Origin of the sequence: Streptacidiphilus sp. MAP12-16 (assembly GCF_041262165.1) — a bacterium.
Lineage (GTDB): Bacteria > Actinomycetota > Actinomycetes > Streptomycetales > Streptomycetaceae > Streptacidiphilus.
This window is the reverse complement of sequence record NZ_JBGCBY010000001.1, coordinates 55194-69104: the sequence shown is the minus strand read 5'-3', so window position 1 is coordinate 69104 and position 13911 is coordinate 55194. Positions and strand designations below refer to the sequence as shown.

Below are 13911 nucleotides of genomic sequence, written 5' to 3'. Positions count from 1 at the left end.
ACCGGCAAATGGGGGGCGGCCGCCGCTCAGAACCCGCGGGTGCGTTTCGCGGCGGGCCGCACGACGGCCGGACCGTGGCCCGGCGGGACCTTCATGAACAGCCTGGCCACCTCGCCGCCGAGGTTCACGCCGACGGCCAGCGCCAGGGCGATGGCAGCGGCCCGGCTGACAGCGATCAGTCCGGTCAGGGGCTGGCCCTTGGCGAAGGACAGCAGCCCCAGGTAGATCACCGATCCCGGCAGCAGCGGGCCGAGCGCGGCGGTGACGTACGGCAGCGAGGAGGCGTAACGGTAGCGCGAGGCCAGCTGGCCGAACAGCCCCACCATTCCGGCGGCGATCCCGGTGGCGATGATCGGCGAGACGTTCGCCCGCACGGTGAGCACGCCGAACACCGTCCAGCCGACGCCGCCGAGGAGGGTGACCACCGGCAGGACCCGGCGGGAGGTCTGCAGCAGCACCGCGAAGAACAGGGTCAGCGCCATGGCTGCGGGGAGTTGCAGCGCCGGGAAGGGCTTGCCGCCGATGGACTGCTCGGGGTGCAGCGAAGCGTCGAACTTCACGCCCACGTAGAGCACCAGCAGCACGCCCAGCACGATGCCGACGACCAGGTAGAGCACTTCGAGCAGCCGGGCGGCGGCGGTGATGTAGAAGCCGGTGAGGCCGTCGGCCACGGCCGCGACCAGCGCGCGGCCCGGCAGCAGGGCGAACAGGCCACCGGTGATCACGACGGATCCGCGCAGCCCGCTCTGGCCCAGGGTCAGGACCACGCCCAGCGCGGCGGCGGGCATGGCCGCGACGACGAACTGGTAGAACTCCGGCAGCCCTCGGGTGGACACAGCCCAGGCCAGCCGGTCGCCGATGACGGAGGCGACGAAGGCGGTGACGAACACCAGCCATGCCTGCGGGTCGGCCGTCCCGCCGACCAGCAGCGTCGCCGAACCGGCGAGCAGTCCCGTAGCCAGGGAAAGCAGCCAGCCGGGGTAGGGGTGCCGGTTGCGGCGGATCTCGGCGAACCGGCGGTAGGCCTCCTCGACGCTGGCCTCCTCGCTGGTGATGTCGGCGACCAGCCGGTACACCGCCGCCAGGCGGGTGTAGTCGGAGCCTCGGCGCCGCACCACCCGGGACGAGGTGACCGGCGGATCGACCAGGGAGGGTTGGTAGGAGATCGAGATCAGGGTGAAGGTGACCTGCGGCTCGCACCGGTCCAGACCGTAGGCATGGCTGACGCCGAGCATCGCCGCCTCGACGTCCTCGGCGCTCTCACCGCTGGCGAGGAGCAGCTCGCCGATCCGCAGGGTCAGGTCGAGGATCCGGGGGACGTTGCGGACGACCTCGGCCTGCTCGGGGACGGAGGTGCGCTCGAACGCGGGGCGTTCGGACATCGGCGTGCGCAGCAGGGTGCGCATCCGGTCCGGCCAGGGTGCCGCGCCCGGGGCTCCGACCCGGAGCTGGGCGAGGGATATCCCCGCCGCCGGGGTGTAGCCGAGGGCCGCCCACTCGTCGGCGGGGCGGTCGGGCACGGAGGTGGTGCCGGCAGGGGCGGGGCCCTGTTCCAGTGAGGAGGGCGTGGTGCCGACCGGCTCGGCGTGGCCGAGCAGTCCGGGCGTGACCGAGAGCGGGGCGTCGGGCAGCGGCGCTTCCGCGCCGCCGGCGTCGCGCGACGGAGCTTCTTCGGACGGCGCGGTATCGGGTGACGCGACGGCGGGCGTTCCGAGTGCGGGCGTTCCGGGTGCGGGCGTTCCCGGACCGGGGGTCCCGGGTGCGGGGGATGCCGCTTCGTCCCCTTCGTCCCGGGCGCCCCGCTCGACTGATGGCCGACCCCGTCGACTTGGCTTTCCGCCCTCGGGCACCCGCTGCTCCTCGCCGAACTGACCGTCTGCTCGGTCACCACCTTGCCCGATCGCCCGGGGCAACGCACACCCGGGCCCCGACGGCGCGAGCGCCTGCCGCGCGCCCCCCGGTCAACGGGGATTGACGGGTCGACGGCTGGACGGCTGGACCGCAGATCGGACGGTGGTCCCATATGAGGGATATTTCCCAGCCGAGATGGAACTTTGTCGACTTGTTGGTGAATGCTGGCGAGCGACGTCAGGACAGACAGCCAGGGTCGGCCGGCCCCCGTCACCATCCATATCCATCCCAGGGAGATCGCGTGTCCCGTATGCGCACTTTCGTGGCATTCACCACGCTGGCAGCCTGTATGTGTCTCGGCATCGGCACGGCCGCCCCGGCCAAGACCGCCGCGCTGGCGGGCAACTCGGGCACGATTGCCGGCGACCAGTCCCACCGGAGCCGGACGGCGGTGGACCTCTACTACTGAGCAACTACCACTGAGGTGGAACGTGCCCGGTCTGGCGAGCAGACCGGGAAGGGTCATCGGGAGTGCGGGCGGCGGATGGGGCCACCCGCACTCCCCCGTTCCGTCGAGCGCCCACCGTCCGCAGCGCGCCGTCAGCGGTGGTGCCGGACCACCACGAAGGCGTCCAGCGCCGGGTCGTAGTGGTCGTGGTGCGGAACCCCCGTGGCCCTGGTCTCCTCCCAGGCACGGTGCCCGGCTCTGCGCGCGGGACCGTCTCCGGAGTACATCGCAACCACAACCCCGCCCTCCGATGGACAGAGGCGGCAGGTCGCGGTCGTGATCTCAAGCGTGGCGGACATGGCTTACTCCCGTTCTCGTGCCGTACGGGACGGTCAACCGAACCCTTCCGGTTCCCTGCCCGATTCCCTCCCGAACATCCGGAGAGATCGCCGACCCGTTCCGTACTCGACAGGCACAGTACAGAGCCACACTGACAACCCGACAGCCTCCCAGGTGACAGCCCTGGTTCACGCCGCCGTCAGGTTGCTGTGAGCAGGGTGCGCCCGAGCCAGTCGTTGGTGTCGCGTGCGCCGGGCAGGGCGTAGAAGTAGCCGCCGCCGGTGGGGGAGATGTAGTCGACGAGGGGTTCGTCGATGAGGCGGGTCTGGACGGCTTCGAACTGGCGGGCGACGTCTTGCTGGTAGCAGCAGAAGGCGAGGCCCATGTCGAGGTTGCCGACCGGGTCGATGCCCCGGTCGTAGTTGTAGCCGCGGCGCAGGATGCGGGAGTCATCGGTCTGGGTGGTGCGGGGGTTGGCGATGCGGATGTGGGCGTCCAGGGGGATGGCGCTGCCTTTGGGGTCTTTGGCGTAGTCGGGGATGTCGGTTTCCTGGGCGCCGTCCAGCGGGGCGCCGGTGTCCTTGCGGCGGCCGAACATCTTCTCCTGTTCGGTCAGCGAGACGCGGTCCCAGAATTCGACGAGCATGCGAATGATGCGGATGACCTGGTAGCTGCCGCCGGCGGCCCAGGCCGGTTCGCCTGAACCGGCCTCGACCCATACCAGCTTGTTCATCTCGCGGGTGGAGGTGGTATCGGGGTTGGCGATGCCGTCTTTGAAGCCGAGGAGGTTGCGCTGGGCGCCGGTGGGACGGGGGGTGTTCTGGAATCCGTCGATGCGCCAGGTGACCTGCATCTGGCCGCGGGTGTGGCGGGTGAGGTCGCGGATCGCATGCAGGACGGTGTCCTGGCGGTCGGCGCAGATCTGCAGGGAGAGGTCGCCGTGGGACTCGGCTGCTCGGAGGTTGTCGTTGGGGAAGGTCCGCATGGGGGTGAGTTTGCGAGGTTTGTGTGGGGCCAGGCCGTAGCGCGTGTCGAAGAGGGAGGCGCCCACGCCGAGGGTGATGGTCAGGTGGTCGGCGGGCACGACCGGGCCCAGGATGCCGTTGTCGGCGGGGGGTGCGCCGACGCCCAGGTCCGGTGGGGTGCCACCGGTGGTCAGGAACCGGATCCGGTCGGTCAGGGTGCGGAACAGCTGTTCCAGGGCGGCGCGGTCGGGGGCGATGACGTCCAGCGACAGAAAGGTCGCGAACGCGGGCGCGGGGGTGGTGATTCCGGCCTGGTGGACGCCGTGGAAGGCGACCGAACCGCTTCCCGTGTCCGCTGAAGCAGCCGAGGCCGCGCCCGCACCGAGGGACAGGCCCGCAGCGGCCACGGTGGCGCCGGCCGCGCCCGCGCCCAGGGCGGTCTTCAGGACCGCGCGGCGCGAGGTGCCGAACCCGAACGGGCACGCTCCGCCGGAGGGACTGGCTGTGGGCTGGTGGTCGGGTGTCATCAGGCGGCCTTCCGAATCTCGAGGAGGTCGGGGATGGGGGCGAGGTCTTCGAGGAGTTGACCGGTGGCGCCGTTGATGCGGGCGCGGTTGGTGGGGTCGAGCTGCTGGACCGGGATCCACGCGGGGCCCTGGTGCGCGCCGGCGAGCAGCCCGGCCAGACGCGCGGTGTCGGTGTCGACGGTGGCCGGCAGCGTGGGGCTGCGCTTGGCGATCAGGGGGCGGAGCACGGTGAGGAGTTCCCGGGTGCCGGCGAGGTTGGCCTGGGCGGTGGCGAGGTTGCTGCCGCTGCCTTGGTCGGTGTCGGCGGTGAGTTCGAACTGGAGGGTGTTCTCGAGGATTTCGTGGGTGCGCAGGGGCAGGTCGGCGGGGTCGAAGTCCTGGGTGGGGAAGGCTTTCTGCAGTCCGGTCACATCGGCGACCAGTGCGTCGGCGACGGGGCTGAGGTTCTGCGCGGGCTCTCCGTGCCACAGGCCGTACTCCAGCCGGTGGAAGCCGGTGAAGTCCTTGTCGTGGACCCCGCCGGGCAGGCCGTCGGGGCGGCCGTTGATCTTCTTGTCGTAGTCGGCGAAGGTGCCGTAGGCCGCGCCGAGGGAGGCGTACTGCAGGTGGGCGGCGAGCCACTGGGTGCGGGCGGCGGTCAGGTTGCCGGCGTGCAGGTCGGCCTGCAGGGTGCGGGTGTCGGCGGCGAGGGTGGCCAGGCCGGTGCTGACGTAGGCCTTGTAGGCGGCCAGCGGGGCGTCCAGGTCGCCGGCGGCGAGCGGTAGTACCGCTGTGCCGGTGGTGGTGCCGCCGGTGACGTGGACACTGGGGGAGGTGACCGGTGTACCGCCGGTGGTGACGCAGCGCCAGGCGTAGTCGCCGCTGCCCAGAGTGGCGGTCAGGGTGCGGGTGGTGCCGGGGGCCAGGCCTTCGATCTCGCCGTAGACGGCGTTGTCGGTCGGATCGATCAGGTAGACCTCGGAGGTGGCCTTGCCGGTGTTGCGCATCTGGAAGGTCTGCTGGCCCGGCTCGGGTGCGGTGAACCCCTGACCACAGGCCGTCGGCGAGACCGACACCGTCGCCGCGACCGCCTGCTTCCCACCGCTGGATGCGATGACCGCGCCGGCCACCACAGCGGGCAATGCGACAACCGCAGTCGGGATCAGCCACCGCGGCCTGGCACGGGGCGCGGCAGCAACCTTGGCATCGGTCTCGGGCGCGGCGGTGGCTGATGCGGCGGCCGTTGCCGCCGTTACCTCTGCGGAGGCGGGGGCGGAGGCGGGGGCGGGCTTGGGCATGCGCAGGCCGCGGACGAACAGGGTCATCACGATCGCGAGGTAGGCGCCGTAGGCCAGGATCTGCAGCCAGGTCATCTGGGTGGTGAGGTTGAACACGCCCTGGACCAGCGTCGCGTACCAGGAGTTGGCGTCCACGCTGCCGCCCAGGTCCACGGCGAAGCTGTGCGCGCCGGGCAGCACCCCGCCCTCCTGCAGATCGCGCAGCCCGTAGCCCAGCACACCGGCCGCGATGACGATCAGCCCGGCACCGGTCCAGCTGAAGAACCGGGTCAGGTTGATCCGCAGAACCCGCCGGTACAGCGCCCAGCACCCCACCGCCGCGAGCACCAGACCCACCGCGGCACCAAGCAGCGGACCGGTGGAACTGCCGGCGGTCTGCGCGGTGGTCCAGATGAACAGCGCCGTCTCCAGCCCCTCCCGGCCCACCGCCAGGAAGCTGGTCAGCACCAGCATCCCCGCACCCACCGCCAGCGCCGCGTCGACCTTCTCGCGGATCTCACCCGACAGGTTGCGCGCATTGCGCCGCATCCAGAACACCATCACGGTCACGAACGCGACTGCCACGATGCTCAACGACCCGCCGAAGGCCTCCTGCGCGGTGGTGGGGAGGCTGTGGGCGGTGAAGGTGAGAACGGCGCCGAAACTGAGTGACAGGGCGACGGCCGCCAGCACCCCGGTCCACACCTGCGGGAGGCGCGACTTCTGGTCCGCGCGAACCAGGGTGGCGACCAGGATCGAGACGACGAGCCCGGCTTCGAGTCCCTCTCTGAGTCCGATCAGGAAGCTCGGAAACGCGTCGTCCCACATCAGTGGACCCCTCCGGTCGGCATCAGCAAGTTAGCTTAGGCATACCTTAGTAGCCGACGATTCAAGCGCCCACCCCGGGGTCACCTCATGCCGAAGCCTGGCCTCCCGAAGGTCGGGAGGCCAGGCTTCGGACAGGCGCGGGAATGCTCAGCGAACGCGAACGGTGACACTCTCCGAGCTGCGGTCGACGCTGCGGTGGTGGGCGTCGCGGACCGCGACGAGCTGGGCCCGAAAACTCAGCAGGCCCGGGTGCCGGACCTTGAGGCCGAGCTCCAACTGCCCGCCGGGGGTGCATTTCAGCTGCTGCCACGCCCCATGGCCGACCCGCTCGTCGATGCACAGCTGCACCGGTACACCGCCGAAGTCGTCGGAGTCCCCCGTGGCATGGACCCGAACGACGTCGCCGGCCGCAACCGTGCGACTACCGACGCCGATCTCCAGGCTGGACTTGGCCGAGGCCGCCGTGGCACCGACGGCGAGTCCGGCGCACAGGACCACAGTGGCTGCGAGCGCCGTACTGACGCGGCGGCGGGAGAGGCGGGGCATGGAGCCGTCCTTGGGCGAATCGTTCCGGTGGGCAGCCGCACCGTACCGGCTGTCCGCGTTGCCTGTGAACGTATCGACACGCGCAACGACCCCACTGGTTCCCTTGGTTCCATCCAGTGGCCCCATCCAGTCGGGTTCAGGCCGCGACCGGACGGAACCTCGGCCGCAGCGTTCCGTCGTCCTCGGCGACCTCCAGGCGGACCAACGCTCCCGGCCACAGACGGTGCGCGGGGACGGCTGCAAGCTGGGCGTTCATCCGGAAGCCCTCGTCGAGCTCGATCACCACGGCGCGCTCCACCTGCCCGGCGGCGGTCGGCGCGGCCATCCGGTAGATGCGCCCCAGCCCACTGCTGCGCTCCCACACGAAGTCGGTGCCACCGCAGGTCGAGCAGAGCAGGCGGACCTGGGCAGAGCTGTCGGCACACCAGCGGCAGCGCTGGTAGCGCAGCTCACCCCGAGCCAGGCCGTCGCGGTAGACCTCGGCTGGATCGGCGGGATCGGCGGGATCGGCGGGATCGGCTGGATCGGCTGGATCGGCGGGATCAGCGCGATCGGCGAGGTCCACGGGCATGACGGTCTCAACAGTCACAGCGGTCATCTGGCGACTCCTGCACGGGTCTGCAGCTCGAACGATCGTTAAGTTACGGTCGCCGACCGCAACTGTCCAGCCCCGGGGAGCGATGTGACAGACGCCATTCGAGGGGGTCCGCCGGCGGATTCCCCGCTAGGATCTGAACGATCGATAAGTAGCCCGCCCGCAGCAACCCACAACGGCGGCGACCCCCGCCGGCGACCTGAGCAAGGACGACCCATGCCCGTGCGACCCTCCGGACAGGACGCGCTGCTGGAGGCCGCCCGCCAGGAGTTCTCCGAGCGGGGCTTCGGCAGCGCCTCGATCCGCGACATCGCGCAGCGCGCCGGTATGAGCCTGTCGGCGATGTACCACTACTACTCCGGCAAGCAGGAACTGCTGCACGCCATCCTCGACGAGGGTCTCGACACCTACTTCGCCGCCTGCGCGGAGGCACTCGCCAAGGTCGGCGACGAGCCCGCCGACCGGCTCTCCGCGGTGGTGGCCGCCACCACCCGGTTCCGCGCGGAACACCTGGCGCGCAGCAACATCCTGCTGTCCGAGGAGCGCAATCTCGACCCGGAGCGCCTGGCCCGCTACAGCAGCCGCCACGCGGAGGCGACGAACCTGTTCCGCCACGCCATCGAGGCCGGCGTGGCGGCGGGCGTGTTCCTCACGCCCTATCCCGACGAAGCGCGGCGCGCGGTCATCGCCATGTGCAATGCGGTCGCCCAGTGGTTCCGGCCGGACGGCGAACTGAGCCTGGACGCGCTCGTTGACCGGCACGTGGCCATCGCGCTGACGATCGTGGAGTACCGACCGCAACGCTCCTGGTCCGGACGGGGTTAGCCCTCGGCGGCCTCGGCGTCGCCTGTCGAGGTCTGGCCATTCGACGTCTGGCCATTCGACGTCTGGCCATTCGACGTCTGGCCGGTCTCGCGGCGGACCTCGTCCATGTCCAGCGCGCGGGCCTGCTTGATCAGGTCCTCCAGCGCCGGGGCGGGGAGCGCTCCGGGCTGCGAGAAGACCACCGTGCGGTCACGGATGATCATCAACGTGGGGATCGAGCGGATCTCGAACGCGCCCGCCAGCTCCTGCTGCGCCTCGGTGTCCACCTTGGCGAACACCAGGTCCGGGTTGGTCTCGGCCGCCTTCTCGTACACCGGGGCGAACATCCGGCAGGGGCCGCACCAGGACGCCCAGAAGTCGACGAGGACGAAGTCGTTCTTCTCCACGACCTCGTTGAAGTTGTCCTTGGTGAGCTCAAGCGTGCTCATGCCCTGCCCTGCTTTCTGGTCTCGGCCTCGCGGTCGTGGCGGCGCCACCGACCGTCCCCCTGGCAAACGAGGGGCGGTAACGCCCTATTCCTCCGGGTCCAACCCCAGCGCCGCCGACAAGCCCTCGGGGCCGGTCCCCACCTTGCGGTGCGCCGAGGCGAGCAGCTGGCTGGCCGCACTCTCGCTGATCTTCATCTCGGCTGCGATCCGCTGCGTCGACAGGCCCTGCGCGGCGAGCTCGGCCGCCCGGTGCTCCTTCTGGTTGAGGACCCTGGCCGCCACCGCCCGCAGGCGGTGCGGGCTCGCGCCCGCTGCGACGAGCTCGGTGCGCCCTCGCGCCAGTAGGCCGTCGGCACCGCACTGGGCCGCCAGCTCGACACTCTGGCCGAGCGCCTCCAGCGCCTCGCGTGGGCGACCGACGCGGCGCAGGGTCGCACCCTGGTCCATCAGCGCCAGCGCGTACTCGTAAGCCGTCGGCGACTGCCCGAGGTGCTCGACCGCCTGGCGCAGCAGCTCCACGGCCTCCTGGGGTTCCGCGACGGTGGCGCACCAGCGCAGGGCGACGCCGATGGCCGAGTTCGTTCCGACCCGTCGGGCCTGCTCCAGGGCTTGGGCCGTCAGCGCGCGGGCGCGCTCGGGCTCCTCCCCGGCGATGGCCTGCGCCAGGTTGCCGGCCCAGGGCGCCCAGATCGTGTTGTGCCAGCCGCGCGCCGCCAACTGCTCGCCGGCCTCGGCGAGATGACGGGCGGCCCCCTTGTTGTCGCCCTGCACGAGCAGCAGCCGCCCGTACAGCGTCGGGGCGTCCGGAAGCACCATCACCGGCAGGTACGGCGGCCGGAACTCGTACTCCTCGGCGAGCTCCAGAGCCTTCTGGATGTGGCCCCGGCACAGCAGGGTCTCGCAGAGGACCCCGACGATGTCCCACTGCAGCGGCGTCCCCCGACCGAGCCGGTCGGACTTGCGCAGGGTGAGCCGCAGGAAATTCTCGGCCTCCTCCAGCCGGCCCCAGCGGAACAGCACCAGGCCCTGCAGGAAGTTGGCGAACGCCAGATGGCCGCCGCTCCAGCCGGAGACCTCGAACTCCCTGGCCGCGCCGTTGAACAGGTCGAGGGCCAGGTCCAGGCGGTCGTTGTAGGTGTAGCTGAGGCCGAGGAGCGAGGGGATCTCGAAGCCCCAGGTGGTGTTGGTCCACCCGAGACCCTCGGCCAGCTTCCCGCCCACGATGCCGTGCTCGGCGAAGGCCATGGCCTGAGCGGAGGATTCACCCCGAAGAGTGAGGTCCCAGGCGCGCAGCACCCTGACGGCGCGCGATCCGGAGTCGCTTCCGGTGAGGCTCTCGGACAGGTCGGCGAGCCGCTGGAATCGCAGGAAGGCGTCCGACTCGTCGCGGATGAACGCCCGCCACATGAAGTGGGCGGCCTGCAACCGGATGCGGCCCGGTCCGGGCGGCGTCCGGTCGATCTCCGCGCCGGTCACCTCCGCCGCCTCGACGCCCTGGTTGCTGTGCGCGAGTGCCTGGCCGAGTCGCAGGGTGGCCTGCTCCCTGTGGTCCGGGTTGAGTCCGGGAACCGTGCCGAGGGCGGCGCGCAGGTGGTTCACGGTGATCTGCGGGGCGGTGAGCAGGGTGGAGCAGCCGAGTTCGAAGAGGACCTCGGCCCGGTCCTCCTCGGGCGGCGGCTCCTGCAGGGCGCGTTCCAGGCAGCGACGGGCCGCGTCGGGGGCGCCGACGGCCAGGTGCTCGCGGGCGGCCTGCCGGAGCTGCCGGACCACCTCCGGGTCGTCGTCCGGGTAGATCTCCAGCAGGTGCCGGGAGGCCGCGGCCATGCCGAGTCCGGCGTCGATGATCTCCTGCGCGGCCTTGCCGTGCATGGCGGTGCGCATGCCCTGCGAGAGCATCGACTGGTAGACGGCGGTGCCGATGGTGGGGTGGACGAACTCCAGTACGCCGCTGACGCTGCCGTTGGTGAGAATGCGCTCCTCACGGAGCAGGTCGAGGGCGGTCTGCGCGGCGGCGGGCGTGAGTCCCGCGACGCGGGCGGCGACGGCCGGGTCGATCTCGTTGTCGAGGATCGCCGCGGCGTAGGCGAAGCGGTAGGTGTCGGGTCCGAACTTCTCCAGTCGCCTGGCGATGGCGGGCCCCTTGCCCGCGGCGACGAGCTCGAGCAGCACCGGGATGTTCTCGTCCACCGCCTTGAGTTGACGGTCGTTCAGCTTGCCGAACAGCGCGACCAGGTCGTACGGGATGCCTCCGGTGATGGACCAGCACTGGCGGCAGAACAGGTCGTCGGCGTCCTCGCCGAACTCGCGGCGGACCAGTGAGTCGACCGCGTCGGGGCTCAGCGTACGCAGGTGCAGCCGGTTGCCGATCGCGGCGTCGGCGGCGAGCAGCGGAGCGCCCTCCGCCGGCATCTCCTCCGGCCGGAAGGCCAGGGCCGCGAGCAGGGGCAGCGTCGGGACGCGGGAGGAGAAGGCGACCATCCAGGTGAGCGACTCGGGGTCGGCCCAGTGCAGGTCGTCGACGATGAGGACGAGAGGACCCTGCCGCACGGCGAGCCGGGCCATCACCCAGTCCAGCGCCTCCCGGACACCCTGCGGGTCGGACTGCTTGCCCTCGGAGGGCGCGACCAGACCGAGGGCCGGCGCGGCGATGTCGTACCAGGACTCGAAGAGGTCCCTCCGCTGCGCCTCGCTCAACTTGGCCAGCGCGGGCTGCAGCAGCTGCCGTACGACGTGGAAGGGAACGTTCCGTTGCTGTTCGCCGCCGCGTGCGGTGAGTACGGTGCAGGTAGGACTGAGCTCGCTGGCACTGCGGCGCAGTTCGGCGAGCAGGCTGGTCTTCCCCAGCCCTGCCTCGCCGCTGTAGAGCAGCAGGCTGCCCAGATCGGTGTCCCCGGCCAGGAAGCCCTCGCGGAGGACGACCAGGGCCCGCTCCGCAATGGCAGTCAGATCTTCCCGCTCGTACAAACCGCGCTTCGTCACCGCTCGCTCCCGCTCCCTCGGCACCACTCCCATCGAGGCTATCTACATCAAGGCCCTTGTGGTGAGGGTTCGGTGAGCAGTCGTCACGGACAGGTCTCGAATTTTCGAGCGATAGTTGAAGGAGCTACGGATTGAGCACCGCCAGAGGATGATCAGTCCGGGTAGTTTCGTCAGGTCCGGCGCAAGAGGAAGGTGACCCATCGATGGAACTCACTATTCCCTTCCAGAGGAAGGCGAGCGCACACCAGTCCGCCGCCGAGGCCAGCAACCTCGACTGGTTGCAGGCCCACAACATGCTCAGGGGCCGCGAGGCGACCGAGCTCTACGCACGCTGGGCCGTACCGGACCTGGCCGCCCGGAGCTTCCCCGAAGCGGACTGCGAGGACCTGGTCCTCGCGACCGACCTGTTCGGCTTCTACTTCCTCTTCGACGATCAGTTCGACAGCGAGTTGGGGCTGCACCCCACCGAGGTCGCCAGGATCTGCGACCCGCTGATCGGCATAGTCCACGGCGATTTCGCCGGCGCCAAGGCCTCGCCCGTGGCCGCCGCGTTCGCGGACCTGTGGCACCGCAGCTCGGCCGGCATGTCCACCCGCTGGCGGGCCCGGGCCTCGTACAACTGGGAGTGGTACTTCGCGTCGCATCCCAGCGAGGCCCTCGGCCGGGCCCGCGCGGCGGCGGCCGAACGCGACGGCGGGAACCAGGAGCTGCCGGACCGCGCCTCCTACCTGACGCTCCGTCGCGGAACCGGGGGCACCGAGACGGTCATCGACATGATCGAGCGCTTCGCCTCGGAGGTTCCCCCGACCGCGTTCCACAGCCCGCCGCTGCGGCTGATGCGCCAGCTCGCGGCCGACATCCCCTCCTTCAGCAACGACGTGCGCTCGTACCGCAAGGAGGCCCCGCGCGGCGACGCGTACAACCTGGTGGTGATCCTGCAGCACCAGCGGCAGTGCGGGGTCGAGGAGGCCGGGGCGGCGGTGCTCGCCGAGACCCAGTGGATGATCGACGAGTACACCCGCCTGGCCGTGGAGATCCCCGAGCTCTGCACCCGGCTCGGCCTGGACGGCCCGCAGCGCCGCGCCGTCGAGCGCTACGCCGACGGACTCGCCTCCTGGGTGGCCGGCTACCTGGACTGGGAAGGCCACACGCTGCGCTACCGGCCCGAGGGCGAACTCCCCGCGGACCGCCCCAACCATCTGGAACAGCTGCTGGACCACGGGTGGTAGCTCCGCGAGCCCGGCCTAGATCTTCAGCACTCTCCTAGGCCGTGGCCCCCGCCCGGGGGCCTCCGCCGGCCGCGTGGGTGACCCGCGCGCCGAGGGCGCGCAGGTAGGCGGCCAGCTCGGGCGGCTCGTGCACCTCGAACTCGCAGCCCAGCATCGCGAGTCGGACGGCCAGCCACTCCAGCGCGTCGGCTCGGCTGTAGAGCATGCAGCTGTGCTCGTCGATCGGCTCCAGCCGCTCCGCACTGCTCCCGAGCCGAGGGGCCAACTCCTCGACGGGGGCGTGCAGCGTGGCCACCGCCTGGACGGTGCGCTGCAGCCCGGACAGCTTCTCGCCCACGTAGGCGGCTGCGTCCGCCGCCGGCAGCTCGCGCGGCGCGGCGCGCGCTCCGGTCAGCCGTGGCTCGCTGATCCGGTCGACGCGGAAGATCCGCCAGTCCTCGCGGTCGTTGTCGTAGGCGACCAGGTACCAGCGGCGCCCGGCGGAGACCAGGCGGTAGGGCTCCACCAGCCGCCGGGTCTCCGCCCGGTCGGCGGCTCGGTAGCCGAAGCGCAGCTTCTCGTGCCCGGCGACCCCGGAGGCCAGCACCGTGAGCACCTCGGGGTCGACCGTCGGACCCGCCCAGCCCGTCAGTGACACGGTCGCCGCGCTGAGCGATCCGACCCGGTGCCGCAGCCGCGAGGGCAGCACCTGCTGCAGCTTCGCCAGCGCCCGCACCGACGCCTCCTCGATGCCGCCGACGGCGTTCCCCGCGGCCGTGCGCAGACCGACCGCGATCGCGACCGCCTCCTCGTCGTCCAGTAGCAGCGGCGGCATCGCCGCGCCCGCGACCAGGCGGTATCCGCCGACCGCGCCCATGGTGGCCTCGACCGGGTAGCCGAGCTCGCGCAGCCGGTCGATGTCGCGCCGGATCGTGCGGGGGCTCACCGCCAGGCGCTCGGCGAGCTCGCTGCCGGGCCATTCGCGCGGGGTCTGCAGCAGAGACAGGAGGTTCAGCAGGCGGGCCGGGGTGTCTGTCATGTCTTCAAGAATGCCATCCAACTGGGACAGGAACTGTCCTATATGGCCTCTATCGTCAAGGACGTACCGCAGCAGCG

At 71.1% G+C, this 13911-nt stretch carries 12 protein-coding genes; 3 read left to right on the top strand and 9 right to left on the bottom strand.

All coding sequences use genetic code 11. The annotated features are described in order from the left end of the window. Nucleotides 1–26 precede the first annotated feature (26 nt). Nucleotides 27–1850 carry a threonine/serine exporter family protein gene (locus ABIA33_RS00280; RefSeq protein ID WP_370075563.1) on the bottom strand — a complete coding sequence of 608 codons (1824 nt, stop codon included), beginning with the start codon at nucleotides 1848–1850 and terminating at the stop codon, nucleotides 27–29. 302 nt (nucleotides 1851–2152) lie between these two features. Here ABIA33_RS00280 and ABIA33_RS00275 point away from each other — a divergent pair, with 302 nt between their 5' ends. Next, entirely contained in the window at nucleotides 2153–2320 is a 168-nt protein-coding gene (locus ABIA33_RS00275) for a hypothetical protein (protein ID WP_370075561.1), read from the top strand. 131 nt (nucleotides 2321–2451) lie between these two features. Here ABIA33_RS00275 and ABIA33_RS00270 read toward each other — a convergent pair whose 3' ends face one another. From ABIA33_RS00270 to ABIA33_RS00250, 5 genes are all read right to left on the bottom strand, one after another. Then, a complete protein-coding gene (locus tag ABIA33_RS00270) occupies nucleotides 2452–2658 on the bottom strand; it encodes a hypothetical protein (RefSeq protein WP_370075559.1) in 207 nt (68 codons plus the stop codon). A gap of 179 nt (nucleotides 2659–2837) precedes the next feature. Further along, nucleotides 2838–4130 (bottom strand): iron uptake transporter deferrochelatase/peroxidase subunit, encoded by a 1293-nt coding sequence (gene efeB / locus ABIA33_RS00265; protein WP_370075557.1) that lies wholly within the window; start codon nucleotides 4128–4130, stop codon nucleotides 2838–2840. Beyond that, complete coding sequence (efeU, locus tag ABIA33_RS00260; protein WP_370075555.1) at nucleotides 4130–6214, bottom strand: iron uptake transporter permease EfeU; 2085 nt, start codon at nucleotides 6212–6214, stop codon at nucleotides 4130–4132. Before efeU ends, efeB begins: the two co-directional genes overlap by 1 nt. 147 nt (nucleotides 6215–6361) lie before the next feature. Then, entirely contained in the window at nucleotides 6362–6760 is a 399-nt protein-coding gene (locus tag ABIA33_RS00255; RefSeq protein ID WP_370075553.1) for a hypothetical protein, read from the bottom strand. A gap of 136 nt (nucleotides 6761–6896) precedes the next feature. Next, on the bottom strand, nucleotides 6897–7358 hold the full coding sequence (locus tag ABIA33_RS00250; RefSeq protein WP_370075551.1) for a Zn-ribbon domain-containing OB-fold protein: 462 nt from the start codon (nucleotides 7356–7358) through the stop codon (nucleotides 6897–6899). Nucleotides 7359–7571: 213 nt separating this feature from the next. On the opposite strand from ABIA33_RS00250, the gene ABIA33_RS00245 reads away from it, so the two are divergent. After that, nucleotides 7572–8180, top strand: a complete 609-nt coding sequence (locus ABIA33_RS00245) for a TetR/AcrR family transcriptional regulator (protein WP_370075549.1) — start codon at nucleotides 7572–7574, stop codon at nucleotides 8178–8180. Here ABIA33_RS00245 and trxA read toward each other — a convergent pair. Both trxA and ABIA33_RS00235 read right to left on the bottom strand, forming a co-directional pair. Beyond that, nucleotides 8177–8608: a thioredoxin gene (gene trxA / locus ABIA33_RS00240; RefSeq protein WP_370075547.1), complete on the bottom strand. Its 432-nt coding sequence runs from the start codon at nucleotides 8606–8608 to the stop codon at nucleotides 8177–8179. The two genes, ABIA33_RS00245 and trxA, sit on opposite strands and share 4 nt — an antisense overlap. 84 nt (nucleotides 8609–8692) lie before the next feature. Further along, nucleotides 8693–11620, bottom strand: coding sequence for an AAA family ATPase (locus ABIA33_RS00235; RefSeq protein WP_370075545.1), 2928 nt, complete (start codon nucleotides 11618–11620; stop codon nucleotides 8693–8695). 170 nt (nucleotides 11621–11790) lie between these two features. Between ABIA33_RS00235 and ABIA33_RS00230 the strand changes: the two genes are divergently transcribed. Continuing rightward, nucleotides 11791–12816: a hypothetical protein gene (locus ABIA33_RS00230; RefSeq protein WP_370075543.1), complete on the top strand. Its 1026-nt coding sequence runs from the start codon at nucleotides 11791–11793 to the stop codon at nucleotides 12814–12816. A gap of 34 nt (nucleotides 12817–12850) precedes the next feature. Here ABIA33_RS00230 and ABIA33_RS00225 read toward each other — a convergent pair whose 3' ends face one another. Beyond that, nucleotides 12851–13834, bottom strand: a complete 984-nt coding sequence (locus ABIA33_RS00225) for a helix-turn-helix transcriptional regulator (protein WP_370075541.1) — start codon at nucleotides 13832–13834, stop codon at nucleotides 12851–12853. Nucleotides 13835–13911: the final 77 nt, after the last annotated feature.

Excerpts from the sequence above, each read along its gene's own strand:
- ABIA33_RS00270 (WP_370075559.1), bottom strand. The coding sequence starts at position 2,658 with ATGTCCGCCACGCTTGAGATCACGACCGCGACCTGCCGCCTCTGTCCA.
- efeB (WP_370075557.1), bottom strand. The coding sequence starts at position 4,130 with ATGACACCCGACCACCAGCCCACAGCCAGTCCCTCCGGCGGAGCGTGC.
- efeU (WP_370075555.1), bottom strand. The coding sequence starts at position 6,214 with ATGTGGGACGACGCGTTTCCGAGCTTCCTGATCGGACTCAGAGAGGGA.
- ABIA33_RS00255 (WP_370075553.1), bottom strand. The coding sequence starts at position 6,760 with ATGCCCCGCCTCTCCCGCCGCCGCGTCAGTACGGCGCTCGCAGCCACT.
- ABIA33_RS00250 (WP_370075551.1), bottom strand. The coding sequence starts at position 7,358 with ATGACCGCTGTGACTGTTGAGACCGTCATGCCCGTGGACCTCGCCGAT.
- ABIA33_RS00245 (WP_370075549.1), top strand. The coding sequence starts at position 7,572 with ATGCCCGTGCGACCCTCCGGACAGGACGCGCTGCTGGAGGCCGCCCGC.
- trxA (WP_370075547.1), bottom strand. The coding sequence starts at position 8,608 with ATGAGCACGCTTGAGCTCACCAAGGACAACTTCAACGAGGTCGTGGAG.
- ABIA33_RS00235 (WP_370075545.1), bottom strand. The coding sequence starts at position 11,620 with ATGGGAGTGGTGCCGAGGGAGCGGGAGCGAGCGGTGACGAAGCGCGGT.
- ABIA33_RS00230 (WP_370075543.1), top strand. The coding sequence starts at position 11,791 with ATGGAACTCACTATTCCCTTCCAGAGGAAGGCGAGCGCACACCAGTCC.
- ABIA33_RS00225 (WP_370075541.1), bottom strand. The coding sequence starts at position 13,834 with ATGACAGACACCCCGGCCCGCCTGCTGAACCTCCTGTCTCTGCTGCAG.